Genomic DNA, 19,256 nt, shown 5'->3' on the forward strand with positions numbered 1-19,256 from the left:
CATGCAGCGTTTCATCGACGACTTCGTCAGTCGCGAGCAGCGTTTCAGCCTTGGGCGGGATACGCGGACTGGCGGGCTGTATCTGTCCACACCGGTCAGCGGTCGCAGGCTGGCGGCCGAGTACGAGGCCTATTTCACCATCGACGCTGGCGAATACGCCCGCTTCCGCGCCGATCCGGCGTTGGCTGATGGCTTTGTCGAGGATTGTCGCATGGGCCGACAGGCAGCGCGCCTGATTTCGCCCGGCTAGGCTGCGATCTCCGTCTCGAATTTGGCTTCGAGGATGGACCGGTCGAACGGCTTCATCATGTAGTCGCTTGCCCCGGCCTTAAGGGCGAGAGCGATAGCCCCGATGTCGTTCTCGACCGTGCAATAGACCACGCGTGGCTTGTCGCCGCCCACATAGGCGCGCAGCAGCTTGAGGAACTCGAGGCCGGTCAGGATCGGCATGTTCCAGTCGAGCAGGATGGCATCCGGCATTTCCTGGCGGCACTTGTCGATCGCTTCCTGCCCGTCCTCGGCCTCGTCAACGATGTAATCCATGTCTTCGAGAATGCGGCGCGCGACTTTGCGCACCACGGTCGAGTCATCGACGATCAAACAGGATTTCATCGGGATCAGGCTCCGCATAGGCTGACGCGGCCCGATTATGGCCTTCACATGCTACGGATTGGTTAGCAAAGTCCCAATCATTCAGCCGCTTGGACCGCCGCCTTGGGCACGGCGGTGAGGAAGAACATATCGTTCTCGAGGCCGATATTGACCTCCATGTCGGTCATGCGGGCCAGGAGACCGGTGTAGAACGGCTGGATACCCCGTGCGTCGACAAAGCCCTCTTCAGGCATGCCGGACAACAGCCCAGCAGAGCCGGATGGCACCAGCGTCTTCTGCCGCTTTTCCGGATCGCTCTTGGAAGTGAATTCGAACTTCTCGCTACCGGCATCGCCCGTAATCGAGGCCGTCACCTGGCCGCCGCGCGGCACTGAACCGGCCGCGATCAGCAGCATGTTCATGAACAGCTTGGCCTTGTGCTTGGGCAAAAGGATCAGCGGCACATTCCACTCCAGATCCGCCTTTTCGATCTCGAACAGGATGCGCGCCACGCGTTCACATTCGCGCGTATCGATATCGGTGCCAGAGGTCGAGGAGGCCCCATAGGCCAGGCGCGCGAATTCCAGCTTGGCGCGGCTCTGCTTGGCAGCACTGGCAATGAGGTCGCGGGCCCCGCCGGCCATTTCGGCCTGGTTCGGATCATCGAGCACCTCCAGCCCGTTGCCGATCGCCCCGATGGGGTTGATCAGGTCATGGCATACTCGGCTGCACAGCATGGCAGCCAGGTCGGTTGCCTTGAGCTCGATGATATCCATGGGGAGGTCTCCGTAGGGCGGGAAGGCGGCAAAGAATCACTTTTGCCGACATTAGAGGCTGGAGGTTAAAAGTAGATGCGAAAATGCGGGTCCCGCGCGTTAGTTGACCGAAAGGTCCTTGCCCAAAGCGGGCCAGTTTTCCTCAGCCGTGCGCGCTGCAGCGTCCGGGGCCAGCAGGAAGGCCTCCCGGTTGGCGGCCGAGTAGAACAGATAGAGCCGCTGCTTGAACACCGTATAGATGCGCGGATCGCTGTCGGAAATAAAGCCACGCGCTATGCCCATTCCGTCGTGCCCGCCGAACTGGGGCGCATAGATTTCAGGTGCGCTCTTGAACACGTCCCTATTGGCCGCCGTGGCGAAATACCAGGAAACGTTCTGCCAGATGAATTCGTTGTCCGAGAGGCCCATCAGGGGAGCCGGCTCGGTGAAATAGCTGACCGGGTCCATACCAGAAAGCGCTATGCCGGTCAGCGGATCGGTAACGATCAGCGTCACCACGGACTGCGCCCGAACCTCCGTGAAAGCGGCCGAAACCATGCCGAATAGCGGCAAAACAAAGGCGAGCATGGTTAAGATTTGTTTAGAGGTTTGCTTCATCATCAACTCAATGATCGGCATGCCGGCGCCACAGAGTTTGCCTCACAAAAGTTAAGGTCCGAGTCCTTAACGACCTGTAGCCGCCAGATGTATCTTCCGGGAGATTTCCGATGCTCAAGCGCCTCGCCATCCTCTTCGCCGTCCTGGCTGCCATCGCAGCGCCCGTGCCCGCCTTTGCGCAAGGATCGCTCAGCGATAGCTATTCGGGCGAGGAACTGGTCGATAGCGGCAAGGAATTCTTCGGCTCGGCCTCCCAGGGCCTGGCCTCGCTGGTCGAACGCGCCGTGAGCCAGTTCGGCCTGCCCAATGGCTATATCCTGGGCGAGGACGCCGGTGGCGCCCTGTTCGCCGGCGCCCGCTACGGCGAGGGCATCCTCTACACGCGCAACGCCGGCGAATACAACGTCTTCTGGCAGGGCCCATCGCTCGGGTTCGACATCGGCGGCGATGGCTCCAAGACCATGATGCTGGTCTACAATCTCAACCAGATCCAGGACGTACTGGGCCGCTTTGCTGGCGTCGACGGCTCCGCCTATGTGCTGGGCGGCTTCGGCATGACCGTGATCAAGCGCTCCAACGTGGTGATGGTGCCAATCCGCTCTGGCGTCGGCGCCCGCCTCGGCGTCAATGTTGGCTACCTCAAGTTCACCAACGAGCCCACCTGGAACCCCTTCTGACCTAGCCTGTGATTGCGATACGCCGGTCGAAAGCGCGGAAGCTCTTCAAGGCCAGCGGGAACAGTGTCGCAACCAGGTAGGCCAGTCCGGTCGCCAACAGTGCGGCTGGCAGCCCGAAACCGCTGACCAGCGCCCCACCCACCAGTCCACCAAACGGGATGAGCGCCCAGCACAGGGCGGAATACAGCGACGTCACACGTCCGATCAGCGGCTTGGGAATGCGCTCGAACGTCACCGTCGCCAGGATCGGATTGATGAACCCCGACGAAAAGCCGGCCACGGCCAGCATTGCGAAGACCGCGACCAGCGGCACGTCGACGATAAAGACCATAAAGCGCGGGAAGCCGGTCAGCAGGAACGCCACGGTATAGACCGTCAGCCGCGGCAGGCGCTCGCCAATAGAGGCGGCGATGCCCGCACCCAGCATCGAAAACGCTGAAAACACCGCGAACAGGCCGCCCAGAAGTTCAGGACCATGACCCGATGCCTGCGTCCATACCGGGATCAGGACAGCGGCATAGGCCTGGTCGAGCAGGTTGGTCGTCGCCACCATGATCACGATGCTGACCAACACGGCGTCCCGACGCAGGAACGTCCAGCCCTCGCCAAGGTCGCGCGCGTAGGAAGTTGGCGCCGCGACCTTTGCCGGGCGACGAATGGCGGGCAACCCCAGCCCCACCACGACAGCCGCCAGGGCGAAGGTCACGGCATTGACGGCCAGCGCCTGGCTTGGCCCGATCAGGGCAATCAGAGCACCGGCGCCAGCCGCACCCACGGTCGAGGCCAGCCGCTCGATAACGCCAACAACGCCCGTCACGCGCTCCAGCGGCACGGCGCTGATCTCGGCGACGTCAGGAACCATCGACTGCTTGGCGGCATCCGACGGACCACGCAGAACACCCATCATGAACACGATGGGCAGCAATACTGGCATCGTCAGCACACCCAACAGATGCAAGAGGGGTATGAGCCCCACGATGATCACTGACGCTATGTCGCAAATGATCGCGATCGGCTTGGGCCCAATCCGATCGATCAACGGACCGCCCAGCGCCTTGGCAATGACGTAAGGGAGCATTTCCAGCAGTGCCACCGACCCGGTCAGCACCGGGTCGCCGGTGGTGGTGAGGACCAGCCAGGGGATGGCGATAGTCGATAGCCGCGTTCCCGATATCGACAGCGTCTCGGCCACCGCCAGAGCAAGAAACGCGCCTCGCCGCCTCATGCCTCCGGCTCCTCTTTGTGCGGCACCTGCCCCGGATAGGGGAAGGCGTGGAGCATGATGGAAAAAGGCACCACGCCCTCGGGCAGCGGCCCACCAAGCGCGGGTGCCTCCCGCATAGCTTCCCACAAGATCGCCATCAGCCGCTTGGTCAGCGCTTCAGCCTGGGCGGGCGTGAGGGGGATGGTGAAGTCACTGGCTGTGCTGGCGCGGCGCCACGCTTCCGGCAGCTCGGCATATTCCTCGATCGCCTGCTGCATCTGGCTGACCTGCCAGGACAGCGCGGCCTGCGTGAAGGCAATACCCACATCGAGTGCCTCGCCCTCCGCTCCGGGTTCGAGCACCGTCGTCGTTTCGTGCCGCGCCCGCCAGAACCTGTCGCGCCGCGATGGCCCCGGCGCCTCCTCGATAAATCCGTGCAGGGCCAGCTGCCGCAGGTGGTAGCTGGTCGCCCCGCTATTGAGGCCCAGCCGCAAAGCCAGCTGCGTCGCCGTGGCCGGCCCGTCGATGCGCAGGAGGCCTAGCATGCGCAGTCGAACCGGATGGGTGAGCGCTTTGAGCGCCGTTGCATCGGGAACAATCCCTTGCACGGTGCGGGGTGAGTTGGTCGGCGGTGTCTTTTCTGTCATGCCAGCACAATACGATCACAAAGAAATCTTTGCAAACATTTCTTGGTAATTGTGACGAAGCGGGTTTTTAACACCCGTTCGCTAACACTTGGTGGCCCAAACGTGACTGGCTTGCACGGACGCGTTAGGGTTAATGACTGGCGAAGATGGCGACGCAGCGCCATTGCTGCCAGATAGGGATAAGTCCGCGCGGGTTCGCCTGCGCGGTACCGGAGTTCGGCCGATGCTCATTGAGAACATCATGTATTTCGCACTTGGCGTGATGGTTGCGGGCTTGGTGGCCCTCATCATCTTGCCGGCGGTGTGGAAGCGCGCCGTGCGCCTGACCAAGCGCCGCATCGAAGCGGCAACCCCCATCACCATGGCCGAGTTTCGCGCCGACAAGGACCAGCTGCGCGCCGAGTTTGCCTTGTCGACCCGCCGCCTCGAAATGAACGTCGAAGCCCTGCGCAAGCGCCTGGCCGAACAGCTCGGCGACGCCAATCAGCAGCGCAGCGATATGGGCGCCCTCAAGACCGAGCGCGACCAGCATCTGGCGATCGTCAGGGACCTAGAAAGCCGGGAAGCGGAACTGCGCGCCCGCATCCTCGAACTCGAGCGCGAGGGCACCGACTTGGCCCAGCGGCTCCGTATGCGCGATCGCGAACTCGATGTTCGCGGCAGCGAGCTCGTGAAGCTGCGCGATACCGTACGCGGCGGCCTGCCCCGCGGCACCGATCTCGACGGCAAGTCGCTTTCGGGCGACTATGATGAAGATATCGACCGGCTCACCACTGCCCTCGCCATCGAACGCAAGCGCGCCAGCTTTCTTGAAGAACAGGCCCGCAGCCTAATTAACCGCCTCGAAACCTCCGACCGCCGTAGCGCCGAGACCACCGCGGCCATTGCCGGCATGCGTGAGGCGCTGGCCCATCACGACGACAAGAAGGCCGCCGACGCCGAAAATCTCGTTGCCGCCGAGGCGCGTATCGCCAGTGCCGAGAACCGGCTCAATGCACTCCTGGCTGAAACCAGCCAGATCGTCGAACAGAGCAATGGTCGCGCCGAGCAGCTTCTGGCCGACAAGCTGAGCCTTGAAGCCGAAGTCGAGGGCCTGCGCCAGCAGGTGGCCAATGTCGAATCCACCATCATGGCCGACTGGGATAGTGAGCGGATCGAAGAAGCCTATCTGCGCGAAAAGCTCAACGACATTGCCGCCAGCGTCAGCCGCCTAGTCTATGCCGTCGACACCGAAACACCAGTCGCCCGCGCCCAGGAAGAGAGCCTCTTCGATCGCGTGCAGCGTTTCGCCGATGACGGCGAGACCACCGACACCCTGCCGGTCAAACCCGCCAAGGGCGGCCGCAAAGGCGGCTCAGTGTCGGACCGCATGGCGGCGCTCAAGGAAATCCAAGGGCGATAGCCACGCCCTACTCTGCGCCGATCACCACGCTCCGCGTCAGCTCACCCGTCGCCTGATCGAACAGCGCCAGCGTCGTCACCCCACCCACGCTATACGTCACGTTGATAGCCCCCTCACTGACCAGCGCCGAAACCACCTCGGCCCCAGCAGGGACAGCCACGCTCTCGGCCACCGCAGGTGGCGGGGCGTCGCGCATCACGCGATAGACAAGGGCGACACCAATCGCCATAAAGCCCAGCAACAGGATGCCGATAGAAATCCCGAACGAACGGCGCGCCTTGCCGAACATGGCCAGCGCCTCGGGAGACAGCGGTTCGTCCGCTTTGGGGCTGTTCTGCCCAGTCTGATTGGAATCGCTCATGGCCGAAAATACCGTTGAAGAGTTCGAGGGCGACGAAGTCGAAGTTGTTGTCGATGCAGACGTAGCAGGTGGCCGGCTCGACGCCGTCCTCGCCAAGGCCCATACCGTGCTGAGCCGCAATCGGATCAAGGACCTGATCCTTGCCGGCGCCGTCACCATCGACGGGGTAACCGTCAGCGAGCCCAAATACCGGCTTACCGCGGGCGAGACAATCGTCCTTCTTGCCCCACCCCCCGAAGATGCCGAACCGCATCCGGAAAATATCCCGCTCGACATCCTCTACGAGGACGACCAGCTCATCGTCGTCAACAAGCCCGTCGGCATGGTCGTGCACCCCGCCCCCGGCTCGCCCGATGGCACGCTGGTCAATGCGCTGCTATTCCATTGCGGTGATAGCCTGCAGGGCATTGGCGGCGTCAAACGCCCGGGCATCGTCCATCGCCTCGATCGCGACACGTCCGGCGTCATGGTCGCCGCCAAGACCGAGACCGCCCACCGGCACTTATCCGCCCAGTTCGCCGATCACGGCCGCACCGGTCCGCTGCATCGCGCCTACACCGCCTTCGTCTGGGGTTCGACCGAGACGGCCAAGGGCACGGTCAACGCCCCGCTCGGCCGCGACCAGAACAATCGCCTGAAGCAGACCGTGCGTAAGGATGGGCGCGAGGCCATCACCCACTATATCGTCGAAGCGCGTTTCGGCGATGCCGGTTGGGACATCACCCGCATCCAGTGCCAGCTCGAAACCGGCCGCACCCATCAAATCCGCGTGCATATGGCCCATATCGGGCATCCCTTGGTCGCCGACAGCGTTTATGCTTCCGGTTACGCGACCAAGATCAACAAGCTGCCGCCCGAAGTCGTGGCGCCCATCCAGGCCCTCGGCCGCCAGGCTCTCCACGCCGCCGAACTTGGCTTTGAGCATCCGGTAACGGGCGAGGAGATGTTCTTCGAAGCTCCGTTGCCACCCGACTTGGAGGCATTGGAGGAAGTGTTGGAAGATTTTGACAAGGCTTTTGCCCGCTAGGCAACGGTCCTAAACATTTCGCATTTGTAAGGATTCGCCACCCTTACATTCGCCAGATTGCCGCCTATATATCCATCGTAGTCTGCCGATGAGCCGTCATGGGCATCGCGGACTTGTCGCTCCGCCCGCGGAATGTGGGGGAACCAGAAAGGGGTGCGTCCATGGCCCAGACTAATCTTCCAGTGCTGTCAGCAGAAGGCGGCCTGAGCCGCTATCTTCAGGAAATCCGCAAGTTCCCCATGTTGGAACCGGATGAAGAGTTCATGCTGGCCAAGCGCTACAAGGAGCACGCCGATCCGGGCGCGGCTCAAAAGCTCATTACCAGTCACCTGCGCCTCGTCGCCAAGATCGCCATGGGTTATCGCGGCTACGGCCTGCCGATTTCCGAAGTGATCTCGGAAGGCAATGTAGGCCTCATGCATGCCGTCAAGCGCTTCGAGCCCGATAAAGGCTTCCGCCTGGCGACCTATGCCATGTGGTGGATTCGCGCTGCGATCCAGGAATACGTCCTGCGCTCGTGGTCGCTGGTCAAGATCGGCACCACCGCCGCCCAGAAGCGTCTGTTCTTCAACCTGCGCAAGGTGAAGGGCCAGATCGCTGCCCTGGACGACGGCTCGCTGCATCCCGATCAGATCAAGCAGATCGCCACCACGCTCAACGTCACTGAAGACGACGTGGTGTCGATGAATGCGCGCCTTTCCGGCGATGCTTCGCTCAACTCGCCCATGCGAGCCGACGAAGGCACCTCCGAGTGGCAGGATTGGCTGGTCGACGACACCCCGAGCCAGGAAACGGCTTTGGGCGAAAGCGAGGAATATTCCGAGCGCATGGGTCTGCTGAACAATGCCATGACCGTGCTCAACGAGCGCGAAAAGGCCATCTTCCACGCCCGCCGCCTGCAGGAAAATCCCGCCACGCTCGAAGAGCTGGCCCAGCAATACGACGTCAGCCGCGAGCGCATCCGGCAGATCGAAGTCCGCGCCTTCGAAAAGGTCCAGGACGCCGTCCGCGAAGCCGCCAGCGCGGCCTGATCGGTTGATCCAATCGAATATGAAGGCGGGCCCTGTGCCCGCCTTTTTTGTGGTCATCCCCTGCAGCCCCACCTCCGATGTCATCCCGGCGCAGGCCGGGATCCCGATCCGTGGCGGTCCGCGACATCCAGCGTACGAAAGCCACCGCCAACCCGCCATTACACCCACCGCCCGTCACCCACCGCCCGTCACCCTCGGGCTTGACCCGAGGGCTCTACACTTGTTGGGCCGCCCGGTCAGTATAGTCCCCTCGGGTCACCCGAGGGTGACGACCGAGGATAAGGGGACAATCGAGGATGGAGGGGTACCCCCAAACTCTCCCGCTTATCCCCATCCCCAAAACCTGTGCCATCCTCTCCCCATCATCCCGGAACGACGGGTGGCGCTGCAGCGAACTGCGGCCGGGGTGGTGCCGGGCCGTGCGTCGCTGCGCGTGCAGGTTCGAGTACTGGCCGGCTGCGGCGAGCGTCCGCAGTCCGCGATCCCCGAGTACTGTCCCAAAAACCGGCAGCCCCGAGGCGACTAACGTCTCATACAAATTCATACACGAGGCGGTAGCCGCCTCGGGGTCCACCCGCTGCCACCTTGGCATGCGTCGTTCATGACAACCGCATTCAAGCGGCGCCTATGCACGCCTCAATCAAATCCCACAGCCGCTCCTTGCCCAGGATCAACAGCCACGGGGCATTGTCATTCGGCACGATCTCCACCAATCCGCCAAGCCCTTCATTGGAGGTTCCAAGCCGGCCGCCAGGCGCCAGTGTCAGCCCATCGAGCGGGTACAGCAATTGCTCGGAATGCGCGAAGCTCACCTCCGCCAGTGGATAGACCGACACCCGCTCGCCATTGCCGGCGTTGAAGCTGAACGGCCCGACCACCGCCAGCGCGACGTCGACCTCGTCCACCAGCAGCAGATGCCGCTCGGGCGCAAATTTCAGCATCGCGTTCAGCGCCGACAGTGTGTGGTCAAGCCGTTTGCCGGTCATACCCAGCGCCAGCGTCAGCGGAGCCGACGTCGAATAGAGCGCCTTCTGGAAGTCGGTGGTTTCCTGCTCGGGAATGTGTAGGACGCGCGTGCGGCTTTCCCAACCCGCCCTGTCCTCCAGCGAGTCGAGATCGCCAATGATGGCTGCGGGCAGCAGCCCCGCTTCGCCAATCGCGTCACCGCCCCCGTCAGCGCCTACCAGGGCCACGCCGCGATGGGCCAATTCCACCAGCAAAGCCGGGTCGACGCTGCCGCCGCCAACGATTGCCATGGGGCCGTCAAACGCGATGATCGTCGCATCCGCCGGGGTCACGGAAGTCTCTTGCACTGTCACAAAGCTCTCATTAAGTGTTGGGCGTCTCGCTGGGGTGTTCCGCTGGTTTGCGGAGCTGAGAATTACCCATTGAACCTGAACCAGGTCATGCTGGCGGAGGAAGTTCGAGATGGCAAGGGCGTCTCGGCGCTCTCTCCATTGACACCTGATCCCTTCATTCATGGCCGTGACACCATTGAAGGGAATGACCCATGGTCAAATTCACCCGTCTGGCGCTTGCGGTCCTTTCAGGACTGATTGCTACTCCCGCCCTCGCCCAGGAGGCACCGACCCTCAAGGTCTATACCTATGACGGCTTCGCTGCGGAATGGGGCCCGGGTCCCAGCCTCAAGGCAGGCTTCGAGGCCATTTGCGGTGGTTGCAAAGTCGAATTCATCGCCGCCGACAGCTCCATCGGCACGCTGCGCCGCGTTCAGCTTGAAGGCGACACGACCGAAGCCGACCTGATCGTCGGGCTCGATACCGCTATTGCTGGCGAAGCGCGCGCTACCGGTCTCTTCGCCGAGCACAATTTCTACTTCGACAACCTGACGCTGCCCACCGGCTGGACCGACAAGGCCTTCGTACCGTTCGACTATGCCCACTTCGCCTTCGTCTACGACACCGACGCGGTGGCCAACCCGCCAAAGTCGTTCGAAGAGCTGATCGCCATGCCGGACGATTTCAAGATCGTCGTCCAGGACCCGCGCTCGGCCACGCCCGGCCTCGGCCTCGTGCTGTGGATCGCGGCAGCCTATGGCGATCGCGCCCCCGAAATCTGGGCCGGCCTTAAGCCGCATATTCTCACGGTAACGCGTGAATGGAGCGAGAGCTACAACCTCTTCCTCGAGGGCGAAGCCGATATGGCGCTCTCCTATACCACCTCGCCCGCCTACCACATCGTCGAGGAAGACGACACGACCATCAAAGCCGCCTTGTTCGAGGAAGGCCACCTGGCCCAGACCGAAGTGGCCGGCGTGCTCAAGTCGTCCAAGCACCAGGAACTGGCCTTCCAGTTCCTCGACTACCTGACCTCCGCCGACGCGCAGAAGGTGATCCCCACCACCAATTGGATGTTCCCGGTCATCGACCTGGGCGCCGACCTCAACCCCGCCTTCGCTGCCCTGCCGCAGCCGGCCAAGACCTTGACGCTGACCGACGCGGAGATCGAGGCCAACAGCCAGGCCTGGATCGACGAAATGCTGGCCGCAGTGCAGTAGGCACCAATGCGCATGAGCGGCGGGGCAGGTACCGGATCACCTCTCCCTTTGGGGGAGAGGTCGACCGTCTTCGGTCGGGTGAGGGGGCCTTCCCCGCACGACGCTTCACGCCCGCTATACCCCCACCCTCATTGCCTCCCCACGCGGGGGAGGGAAGCCCGTCTCAAGTTTGCGGCTAATGTCTGCCATCAAGACTTGCAGTCGTCTCCCTCCCCCTTGTGGGGAGGGATCAAGGGTGGGGGTCTGCGATGACGCAGCTGACTCTGCCCCACCGCCCCCTGCGCATCGCTGCCGCCACCACGCTGGCCCTCGCCATTGCCACGCTGATCGCCCTCGTCCTCTGGGCCATCTTCGCGGCCGCGACCAGCGCCGAGGGCAGCGCCTCGCGCATCGACATCGCCCATCTGCTACGCATGACGTCCATCCAGGCAGGCCTCACGACCATCCTCTCGCTCGCGGTCGGCATGGCCCTGGCCTGGGCCCTCAACCGCCTGCGTTTCCCCGGCCGCGATCTGCTCGTCGGCCTCTTCGCCTCAGCCATTGTCACGCCGGGCATGGTCGTCGCCTTCGGCCTGCTCTCGATCTGGGGTCGCAACGGTTGGCTCAATCAGGCCAGCGAAGCCCTGTTCGGCTTTCCGCTGGGCAACCCGGCCTTCGGCCTCTCGGGTATCCTCTTCGCCCACGTCATCCTCGACGGCGCTTTTGCCGCCCGCATCATGCTGGCGCGGCTGGACGCCATCCCAGCAAACCGGCTCAAAACCGGCCAGTCACTGGCGCTCAATGCCTGGCAGCGCTTCTCCATCATCGACTGGCCTGCCCTGCGCGGTACCCTGCCCGGTCTTGCAGCGATCATCTTCCTTCTCGCCTTCACCAGCTTTCCCATCGTGCTGCTGCTCGGTGGCGGCCCGGCCAATCAGACGCTGGAAGTCGCCATCTTCGCTGCCGTGCGGCAGGATTTCGACCTTGCCGGCGCGGTGCGGCTGGCATTGACCCAGATTGCAGTCTGTTCGCTGATCATTCTCGCCGCTTCGGCGCTGACGCCTGTGCCCACCAGCTTCGGCGCCTCCACGGTCTCGCGCTGGCGCGACAGTACCATCACCCGTGGTCTTCAGTGGCTGACCCTTGGCCTCTGTACCGTCGGCTTCATCCTGCCCCTGCTCTCGGTCCTGATCGACGGCCTGTCCACTGGCATCGCTCCGCTGCTCGCGCGGTCGGCCTTTTGGTGGGCGGCGCTATCGAGCCTCGTCATCGGCACGGCCTCCGCTCTGCTGACGCTTGCCCTTGCGCTCCTCTTGGCACTAGGGCGCGGCGCCACCGGCAGCGGTGCTTTACGCATCCTGCTCGGCATTCCGGCCTTCGCCTATCTGGCCGTGCCGGCCGTTGTGCTGTCGCTTGGCTTCTTCCTGCTGGTCCGCAGTCTCGGCGCTTCACCAGCGACCGCCGCGCCCTATGTCGTCATTCTCGGCAATAGCCTTCTGGCACTGCCTTTCGCAATGGCCACGCTCGGGCCGCCGCTCGAAGCCATTGCCCGTACCCGCGGCAAGCTCATCCGCTCGCTCGGCCTGTCCGGTTGGCGGCAGTTCATTGCCATTGAATACCCGCTGCTAGGCAAGGATATCGGCGTCATGCTGGCGCTGGCCTTCTGCTTCTCGCTCGGCGACCTCGGCGTTATCGCCCTGTTCGGGACGCAGGATTTCCAGACCCTGCCGCTGATGATGTTCCGCGCGCTGGGCGCCTATCGCGGCAACGATGCTGCCGCCATCGCCGCGATACTCCTGCTCGGCACGATCGTGGCCTTCATCGGTCTGCCCAGACTATTCGAAAGGATCGCCAATGCTGCGCGTTGACGAGCTCACCTTCGCCCATCCGGGCCAGACCACGCCCTACGTCTTCAGTTTCACCGCGGCGCCGGGCGAAATCACCGCCATTTCCGGCGCCAGCGGCTCCGGCAAATCCACCCTGCTCGATCTGGTCGCGGGTTTTTTGACTCCCGGCTCCGGGGCCATCGATCTCGACGGCACCGACCTTCTGCCCCTCCCGCCCGAGCGCCGGCCGGTGTCGTTGCTGCTGCAGTCGGAGAGCCTCTTCGAGCACCTGACGGCCGCCAGGAATATTGCCCTGGGTCTACCGACAGGTCTCGATCGGCAGATCGTCGCGGAGAAGATCAGTGCAGCGCTGACCGAGGTCGGGCTTGAAGGCATCGAGCGCCAGTCCGCCTCGACGCTGTCCGGCGGCCAGAAGCAGCGCGTCGCCCTGGCGCGCACGCTGCTGCGCAACCGCGCTATTCTGCTGCTCGATGAGCCCTTCTCCGCCCTGGACGACGAGACGCGCGTGACCATTCGCGATCTCGTCCGCGCGCTCACCACGCGCCACAACTGGCACACGATTCTGGTCAGCCACCATGGCGATGACGTGGAGGCGCTGGCGAGCCGGCGCTATCATCTGGAGCAGGGTCGGCTGCAGGCCGGTTGAACCGACCTACTCCGCCCAGGTGCCGAAGACCTTGGCGAACAGCGCCTGCGCCGTATCGTCTTTCTCGAGCGTGATGATGGCGTTGCGGCCGGTGCCATAAACCACGGCCAGATCCATCCACTTCCGGTTTTCGAGCAGCTCGCTATTGGTCGTGGCGTCGTCGGCCGAAGCGCTGAGCGCGAACAGGAACGAATTACCCACGACACGCGCCGAAGCACCCACCAACGGCGTACCCGGCACCAATTCCTCATCCTTGAGCAGAACACCCGGCAGGTTGGCAATGGTGCCGCCGATGAAGGTGTCGTTGACCTGGAAATCCACTTCCATCAGGTGGCTCGCCGGTAGGCTCGGATCGGAATTCTTGCGAATGATGATGTTGACGCCCAGATTGCGCGCCGGAATGTTGGCATGCCCGACCAGGGTCGGCAGGCCGAGTTCGTCAACCCCCTCGCTCCAATCCACTGTGCCCGAGAAGGGCACCGCGCCCGTGCGGCCATCCTGGCTCGCCTCTAGCAGCAGTGACTGGCTACCCGCCAGAACGGCTGGATCCACCGATGCTGCAAGATCGTCGACCGCGGCAACGCTCGCATCCTCGCCGGGCAGGCGTTCCTCGCCCTTTACCTCTTCGCCGCCAAGCGCGGGCAAGGCGGACTCGGTGCCGGTCGGCACTACGGCCTGGGGCGTCGGCTCAAGGCGATCCTCGATCTGCAGGCCCTCGAGCGAGGTGGTCGGCTCAGCCGTGGTCGTGGCGGCCGTGTTACCCGGCTGCGAAGCCGCGTCGGTCGTCGTCTCCGTGGGCTGCACGGGGTCGAGCGTCGGCGTTGGCGTGGCTACCGGCGCCTGGGCCGTTTCTGTCACCGCCGGCTGCGCCTGTCCAAACATCTGGTCGAGATCGACATAGCCTTCGCGCCACGCCCAGAACCCGGCGCCACCGACACCAGCCAGCAGAATGGCGAAGACCACGAGGAAAATCGTAACGCCAGCGCCTGAGCGCGGCGCGGCAGTCGCCTCGGCAAAACCACTATCGTCCGCCGGAGGCGGCGTCGTGTTGCGCGGCGCGGCAAACATGCGATCGGCTTCAGCCAGCGCCGTGTCCGGCGCGGCGGCAGTCGTTTCACCGCGTGCTTCGCGATCAAGGGTTTCGATCGCCCGCTCGATAGCGCCTTCTGCCTCGCTGGCATCGGGCTGCACGACCTCAAGCTCGACTTCGCGCACGCTGGAAAGCGCGGCTTCGACCGGCTCGGCATGCGCCACGGCGATGGGGGCGGCAACCTGCTGACGGACTGCTGCCTGGTTGCCAATCGAGGGTTCCATGCGGGATGGCACCCGCACCGGCTCTGACGGCGAATTGGCTGCCAGCGGCATTGGATCGCGCCGCGGCTCGAAACTTGGCGATTTGAGCGGGGTATCGATCGGCCGCACATTGGATGCCAAGGGCACCGGCGAGCTCGGCCCGGACTTCGTCGCCTCGGCACGCGCCACGATCAGCGGAACCGGACGCGGTTCCGGCTTGGTCTCGGCGGCCGCCGGCGGGGTGGGCTCAGGCACCTCGGCAACGCTAGCGCCCGTGGCATTGGCAGCCTGGGTGATAATGTCTTCGATCGAGGTCTTGGGTGGCTCCGCTGCCTTCGCGGACTCTTCAACCTTCGCCGGTTCGGCAACCTTGATCGGCTCTGCTGCCTTGGCAGGCTCGACGGGCGCCGGCGGTGGCGTGGCCGTTACCGGCTTGGGAGTTGGCTCCGGCGTGAACCGTGGCGCCAGGGCCGCTTCGCGTCCAAGCGTAATGACGGCTTCGCTGGCCTCCTGCTCGACCTGGCGGATGCAATCTTCAAGCTGCAAGCGATGCTGCGTAATGTCGCGCGCCGGCAATGGAGGCGTGATGGCCCGCAGCTGACCCACAAGAGCAGAGCGCGCCTTCTCATAAACCGCACGGCGTGCGGCTCCATTATTTTCCGGCAGCGCCGAGATGGCCCGGCGCAACAGCTCTTTGTAGTCCGCCATTGGTTACTTGGTACTCACGATTGCAGCGACGTGTTGTAACAAAAAAACTCAGTCTTGGAATGGGTCAACGACAAGGATGGTATCGAGCCGTTCCGGGCTGGTTGAAAGCATGGCGACGGGCGCCCCGATCAGCTCTTCGATATAGCGGACATATTTGATTGCCTGTGCGGGCAGCTCGGCCCAGCTGCGCGCCCCGGCGGTGGTTTCCGACCAACCTTCGAGCGTCTCGTAAATCGGCTTAACCCGCGCTTGTGCCCCCATTGAGGCAGGCAAATAATCAATCCGTGATCCGTCGAGTTCATAGCCGACGCAGACTTTGATTTCCTTCAACCCATCCAGCACATCCAGCTTGGTCAGGGCGATTCCGGAGATTCCGGAAGTCTTGACCGTCTGACGTACCAGTACAGCGTCGAACCAGCCGCAACGACGCGGACGGCCGGTATTGACGCCGACTTCGCGGCCAACCGTCGCCAGATGCCTGCCCACTTCGTCGTCGAGCTCGCACGGAAACGGACCTTCGCCAACGCGGGTCGTATAGGCCTTGGTGATGCCCAGCACATAGCCGATGGCCGTCGGCCCGAGGCCCGAACCGGCGGCTGCCTGGCCCGCTACCGTGTTCGACGAGGTCACGAACGGGTAGGTGCCATGGTCATTGTCGAGCAGCGCACCCTGCGCACCCTCGAACAGAATACGAGCGCCGGCCTTGCGCTTGTCGTCGAGCACCTTCCAGACCTGGTCCATGAAGGGCAGGATGGTGGCCGCCACCGAGGTCAGCTCGTCATAGATCTTCTGCGCCTCGATCTCGACCAGCCCCATGCCGCGACGCAGCGCGTTGTGGTGGGTCAGCAGGCGCTCGATCTTGACCATCAGCGTATCGGGTTCGCTAAGGTCGATCAGGCGAATGGCGCGACGGCCAACCTTGTCTTCATAGGCTGGGCCGATGCCGCGCTTGGTCGTGCCGATCTTGAGGCCGGAATTGGAATCTTCTCGGATGGCGTCGAGTTCGCGGTGCAGTGACAGGATCAGCGGGGCATTATCGGCAATGCGCAGGATTTCCGGGGTGATCTTGACGCCCTGGCCGCGCAGCTTTTCCATCTCGGTGACGAAGTGGTGCGGATCGACCACCACGCCATTGCCGATGACCGACAGCTTGCCCTGCACCAGCCCCGAAGGCAGCAGCGCCAGCTTGTAGCTGACCCCGTCAATGACCAAGGTGTGGCCGGCATTATGGCCGCCGTGATAGCGCACCACCACATCGGCGCGTTCAGAGAGCCAGTCGACAATCTTGCCCTTGCCCTCGTCGCCCCACTGCGAGCCGACGACAACCACATTAGCCATTGAATTTCTTCTCCAGGATAGGCGCGACATAAAGGGCCTGGCGCGGTTCGCCATACCCTTCTCCACTTGGACGTCTGTCCTCCCGGCCACCCTTGGTAAAAGTTTGATCGTGGCCGAATAACTGCTAAGTCCGATTGTCCTTACATCACCCTGAAGACGATGACAAAGCCGCAGCCTGACGAAAATCGCGGCATTTCGGCCCGCCTGCTGGATCAGCCCTATCTGCTGCTGATCTTTGCGCCTCTATTCTGGGGCGGAAACGTCGTTGCGGCCAAGCTGGTGGTCGGGGAAATCGACCCTTTTCTGCTGCTTGCAGCCCGCTGCGTGGGCGCGACGCTGTTTATCCTGCCCTTTTCCTGGCGCTTCCTGCGGGCCGACTGGCCCGTTATCCGGCAGACCTGGCCGCTGATCATGGGCTATGGCGCACTGGGCTACGCCCTCTACAATGTCCTGCTCTATGTGGGGCTGACCACCACGACGGCCGTTAATTCGTCGATCGAAACGGGCGCCCTGCCCATGATGATTCTCGCGGCCAATTTCATCGTGTTCCGTGTGCGGGCCACCTGGCTGCAAATCCTGGGCGTGCTGATCGCCATATCTGGCGTCATGCTCACGGCGACGCATGGCGATCCGGCGCGCCTGCTGACCCTCGACATCAATGCCGGTGACGGCTTCGTCCTGCTCGCCTGCCTGACCTACACCGCTTACACGCTGGCCCTGCGCTTTCGCCCGCAAGTGCACATGATGAGCTTCATGGCCGTCGCCTTTCTGGGCGCCGCGATTCTCGGCGTCATCATGCTGCAACTGTTCGGGCCAGGCATTTCCAGCTTCGCCACCATTCCCTCGATGTCGCCCAGCGTCTGGGCCGTCCTGGTCTATGTGATGATCTTCCCATCCATGTTCAGCCAGGTGGCCTATGCTCGTGGCGTCGAATTGGTCGGACCCAACCGCGCCGCACCCAGCCACAACCTGATCCCGGTCTTCGGGGCACTGGGTTCCGTGCTCATCCTGGGTGAACGCCTGGAGCTCTACCACTACCTGGCCGCCGCCATTATCATTGGCGGCATCGTGCTTGCCGAATGGGCCGCCCGGCGCTGATCCCGGAACTAATATCAAAAAACTGACCGCGCCATGTCACATGCGGTCCTGTTGGCTCGTCTTGTCTGCAGAACACCCAGACCCAAGGACGACCGAAATGAACGACCATTCCACTTCAACTACCCGCCCCACCGGCTTCAGTATCGACGAGCTCCGGGCCCTGCTTCCCGGCCAGGTCATCGCTCCCGGTGACGCCCGATACGACGACACCCGCACTGTCGTTGTCGATATCGCTGACTGCCGGCCCGCCGCGGTCATCCGGGCGCGAAACGCCAACGACGTGGCGCAAGCGATCGAGTTCGCCCGCGCCCACGGCCTCGATATTGCGGTGCGATCGGGCGGCCACAGCGGTGCCGGTCATGGCACCGTGGACAAGGGCATCGTCATCGACATGCGCGAATTGGCGGCCATCACCGTCGACGCCGAAGCCAAGACCGTTTGGGTCGGCGGCGGCGCCAACACTGGCGATGTCCTACGCGCCGCGGCCGAACACGGCCTCGTCGTGCCATTCGGCGATGCGGCGACCGTCGGCGTCGGCGGCATCACCAGCGGCGGTGGCGTCGGCTATCTGTCCCGGCTGCATGGCCTCACCATCGACAATCTGCTGGCCGCCGAAGTTGTGCTTGCCGACGGTCGCATCGTGATGACCGATCAGTTCGAAGAGCCCGAGCTGTTCTGGGCCATTCGTGGCGGCGGCGGCAATTTCGGCGTCATCACCCGCTTCCTGTTCCAGGCAACGACGCTGACCGAGGTTACCGGCGGCATGTTCATCATCCCCGCCGACGCCGCCACCATCGCCGCCTTTGTGCAAGCCGCCACCGACGCGCCGGAGGCTTTGGGCGTCATCGCCAATGTCATGCCCGCCTTTCCGGCCCCGTTCATTCCCGAAGCGCATCGGGGTCGCCCCATGATCATGGCTAACATCGCCTTTGCTGGTCCGGCAGAGGACGCAGAAGCCGCGCTCGCGCCGTTCCGCGCCTTGGCCAAGCCCTTCCTCGACACCATCAAACGCGGTCCCCTGCTCAGTCTCTATCCGACCGAGGAACCGCCCCGGCCCGGAATACCCGAACAGGCCACCATGTTCGTCAATGGTATCGACGAAGCCGCCGGCCAGACGATCATCGACTTCATCAACAATTCGGACTCCATCATTCGCCTGGTCCAGATTCGCGTGCTGGGCGGCGCAATGGCGCGGGTGCCGACCGACGCTACCGCCTACGCCCACCGCGCCAGCCCCATCATGCTCTACATGGTGAACTTCTGGAACACGCCGGCCGACCGGTCCAAACGCCTGCAATGGCTGACCGATCTGAGCGCTGCCCTCTATCAGGGCGACGATGGGGTCTATGCCAACTTCCTGGGCGCCGCCGGGCCAGACCAGGTCCGCGCCGCCTATCCGGGCGACAGCTGGGAGAAGCTGCGGCAAATCAAGCGCCGCTATGACCCCGCCAATATCTTCCGGCGCAATCACAACATTCCGCCGGCGGAGTAGCTCGGCGGCGACACACGCAAAAAA

Annotated in this window: 19 protein-coding genes and 1 riboswitch; of the genes, 10 read left to right on the plus strand and 9 right to left on the minus strand. The window is 63.6% G+C overall.

Going from position 1 to position 19,256, the window contains the following annotated elements:
- Nucleotide 1 precedes the first annotated feature (1 nt).
- Nucleotides 2–250: a hypothetical protein gene (locus MF606_RS16285; protein WP_240230393.1), complete on the plus strand. Its 249-nt coding sequence runs from the start codon at nt 2–4 to the stop codon at nt 248–250.
- Here the strand turns inward: MF606_RS16285 and MF606_RS16290 are convergent.
- From MF606_RS16290 to MF606_RS16300, 3 genes are all read right to left on the minus strand, one after another.
- Nucleotides 247–612, minus strand: coding sequence for a response regulator (locus tag MF606_RS16290; RefSeq protein WP_240230394.1), 366 nt, complete (start codon nt 610–612; stop codon nt 247–249). The genes MF606_RS16285 and MF606_RS16290 overlap by 4 nt on opposite strands.
- A 77-nt stretch (nt 613–689) precedes the next feature.
- Nucleotides 690–1,367, minus strand: a complete 678-nt coding sequence (gene chpT, locus MF606_RS16295) for a histidine phosphotransferase ChpT (protein WP_240230395.1) — start codon at nt 1,365–1,367, stop codon at nt 690–692.
- A gap of 99 nt (nt 1,368–1,466) precedes the next feature.
- Nucleotides 1,467–1,934 (minus strand): YHS domain-containing (seleno)protein, encoded by a 468-nt coding sequence (locus MF606_RS16300; protein WP_240230396.1) that lies wholly within the window; start codon nt 1,932–1,934, stop codon nt 1,467–1,469.
- Nucleotides 1,935–2,074: 140 nt separating this feature from the next.
- On the opposite strand from MF606_RS16300, the gene MF606_RS16305 reads away from it, so the two are divergent.
- Nucleotides 2,075–2,641, plus strand: a complete 567-nt coding sequence (locus tag MF606_RS16305) for a DUF1134 domain-containing protein (RefSeq protein ID WP_240230397.1) — start codon at nt 2,075–2,077, stop codon at nt 2,639–2,641.
- Nucleotide 2,642: 1 nt separating this feature from the next.
- On the opposite strand, the gene MF606_RS16310 is transcribed toward MF606_RS16305, so the two are convergent.
- Both MF606_RS16310 and MF606_RS16315 read right to left on the minus strand, forming a co-directional pair.
- On the minus strand, nt 2,643–3,866 hold the full coding sequence (locus tag MF606_RS16310) for an MFS transporter (RefSeq protein ID WP_240230398.1): 1,224 nt from the start codon (nt 3,864–3,866) through the stop codon (nt 2,643–2,645).
- Nucleotides 3,863–4,492, minus strand: coding sequence for an ArsR/SmtB family transcription factor (locus MF606_RS16315; protein WP_240230399.1), 630 nt, complete (start codon nt 4,490–4,492; stop codon nt 3,863–3,865). The genes MF606_RS16310 and MF606_RS16315 overlap by 4 nt, the downstream gene beginning before the upstream one ends.
- 223 nt (nt 4,493–4,715) lie before the next feature.
- Here MF606_RS16315 and MF606_RS16320 point away from each other — a divergent pair, with 223 nt between their 5' ends.
- On the plus strand, nt 4,716–5,894 hold the full coding sequence (locus MF606_RS16320; RefSeq protein ID WP_240230400.1) for a hypothetical protein: 1,179 nt from the start codon (nt 4,716–4,718) through the stop codon (nt 5,892–5,894).
- 7 nt (nt 5,895–5,901) lie between these two features.
- Here the strand turns inward: MF606_RS16320 and MF606_RS16325 are convergent, their stop codons facing one another.
- The gene (locus MF606_RS16325; protein WP_240230401.1) at nt 5,902–6,255 is read right to left on the minus strand and encodes a DUF6476 family protein; all 354 of its coding nucleotides are present in this window, start codon (nt 6,253–6,255) and stop codon (nt 5,902–5,904) included.
- Between MF606_RS16325 and MF606_RS16330 the strand changes: the two genes are divergently transcribed.
- Together MF606_RS16330 and rpoH are read left to right on the plus strand one after the other, a co-directional pair.
- Nucleotides 6,254–7,282, plus strand: coding sequence for an RluA family pseudouridine synthase (locus MF606_RS16330; protein WP_240230402.1), 1,029 nt, complete (start codon nt 6,254–6,256; stop codon nt 7,280–7,282). The two genes, MF606_RS16325 and MF606_RS16330, sit on opposite strands and share 2 nt — an antisense overlap.
- Before the next feature lie 161 nt (nt 7,283–7,443).
- A complete protein-coding gene (gene rpoH, locus MF606_RS16335) occupies nt 7,444–8,313 on the plus strand; it encodes an RNA polymerase sigma factor RpoH (protein WP_240230403.1) in 870 nt (289 codons plus the stop codon).
- A 614-nt stretch (nt 8,314–8,927) separates the two neighbouring features.
- Here the strand turns inward: rpoH and MF606_RS16340 are convergent.
- The gene (locus MF606_RS16340) at nt 8,928–9,611 is read right to left on the minus strand and encodes a thiamine diphosphokinase (RefSeq protein WP_240230404.1); all 684 of its coding nucleotides are present in this window, start codon (nt 9,609–9,611) and stop codon (nt 8,928–8,930) included.
- 41 nt (nt 9,612–9,652) lie between these two features.
- Nucleotides 9,653–9,751: riboswitch (TPP riboswitch) on the plus strand.
- A gap of 72 nt (nt 9,752–9,823) precedes the next feature.
- Here MF606_RS16340 and thiB point away from each other — a divergent pair.
- The 3 genes from thiB to MF606_RS16355 all read left to right on the plus strand — a co-directional run bounded on the left by thiB (nt 9,824) and on the right by MF606_RS16355 (nt 13,303).
- Entirely contained in the window at nt 9,824–10,831 is a 1,008-nt protein-coding gene (gene thiB / locus MF606_RS16345) for a thiamine ABC transporter substrate binding subunit (protein ID WP_240230405.1), read from the plus strand.
- Nucleotides 10,832–11,079: 248 nt separating this feature from the next.
- On the plus strand, nt 11,080–12,678 hold the full coding sequence (locus tag MF606_RS16350; protein ID WP_240230406.1) for an ABC transporter permease family protein: 1,599 nt from the start codon (nt 11,080–11,082) through the stop codon (nt 12,676–12,678).
- Nucleotides 12,665–13,303 (plus strand): ATP-binding cassette domain-containing protein, encoded by a 639-nt coding sequence (locus MF606_RS16355; RefSeq protein ID WP_240230407.1) that lies wholly within the window; start codon nt 12,665–12,667, stop codon nt 13,301–13,303. Before MF606_RS16350 ends, MF606_RS16355 begins: the two co-directional genes overlap by 14 nt.
- 6 nt (nt 13,304–13,309) lie before the next feature.
- Here the strand turns inward: MF606_RS16355 and MF606_RS16360 are convergent, their stop codons facing one another.
- Together MF606_RS16360 and MF606_RS16365 are read right to left on the minus strand one after the other, a co-directional pair.
- Complete coding sequence (locus tag MF606_RS16360; RefSeq protein WP_240230408.1) at nt 13,310–15,304, minus strand: hypothetical protein; 1,995 nt, start codon at nt 15,302–15,304, stop codon at nt 13,310–13,312.
- A 48-nt stretch (nt 15,305–15,352) separates the two neighbouring features.
- Nucleotides 15,353–16,642 (minus strand): adenylosuccinate synthase, encoded by a 1,290-nt coding sequence (locus MF606_RS16365; protein ID WP_240230409.1) that lies wholly within the window; start codon nt 16,640–16,642, stop codon nt 15,353–15,355.
- Nucleotides 16,643–16,801: 159 nt separating this feature from the next.
- Here MF606_RS16365 and MF606_RS16370 point away from each other — a divergent pair, with 159 nt between their 5' ends.
- Both MF606_RS16370 and MF606_RS16375 read left to right on the plus strand, forming a co-directional pair.
- On the plus strand, nt 16,802–17,740 hold the full coding sequence (locus MF606_RS16370; RefSeq protein WP_240230410.1) for a DMT family transporter: 939 nt from the start codon (nt 16,802–16,804) through the stop codon (nt 17,738–17,740).
- A 97-nt stretch (nt 17,741–17,837) separates the two neighbouring features.
- Nucleotides 17,838–19,232, plus strand: coding sequence for an FAD-binding oxidoreductase (locus tag MF606_RS16375; RefSeq protein WP_240230411.1), 1,395 nt, complete (start codon nt 17,838–17,840; stop codon nt 19,230–19,232).
- Nucleotides 19,233–19,256: the final 24 nt, after the last annotated feature.

This window comes from Devosia lacusdianchii (genome assembly GCF_022429625.1).
Lineage (GTDB): Bacteria > Pseudomonadota > Alphaproteobacteria > Rhizobiales > Devosiaceae > Devosia > Devosia lacusdianchii.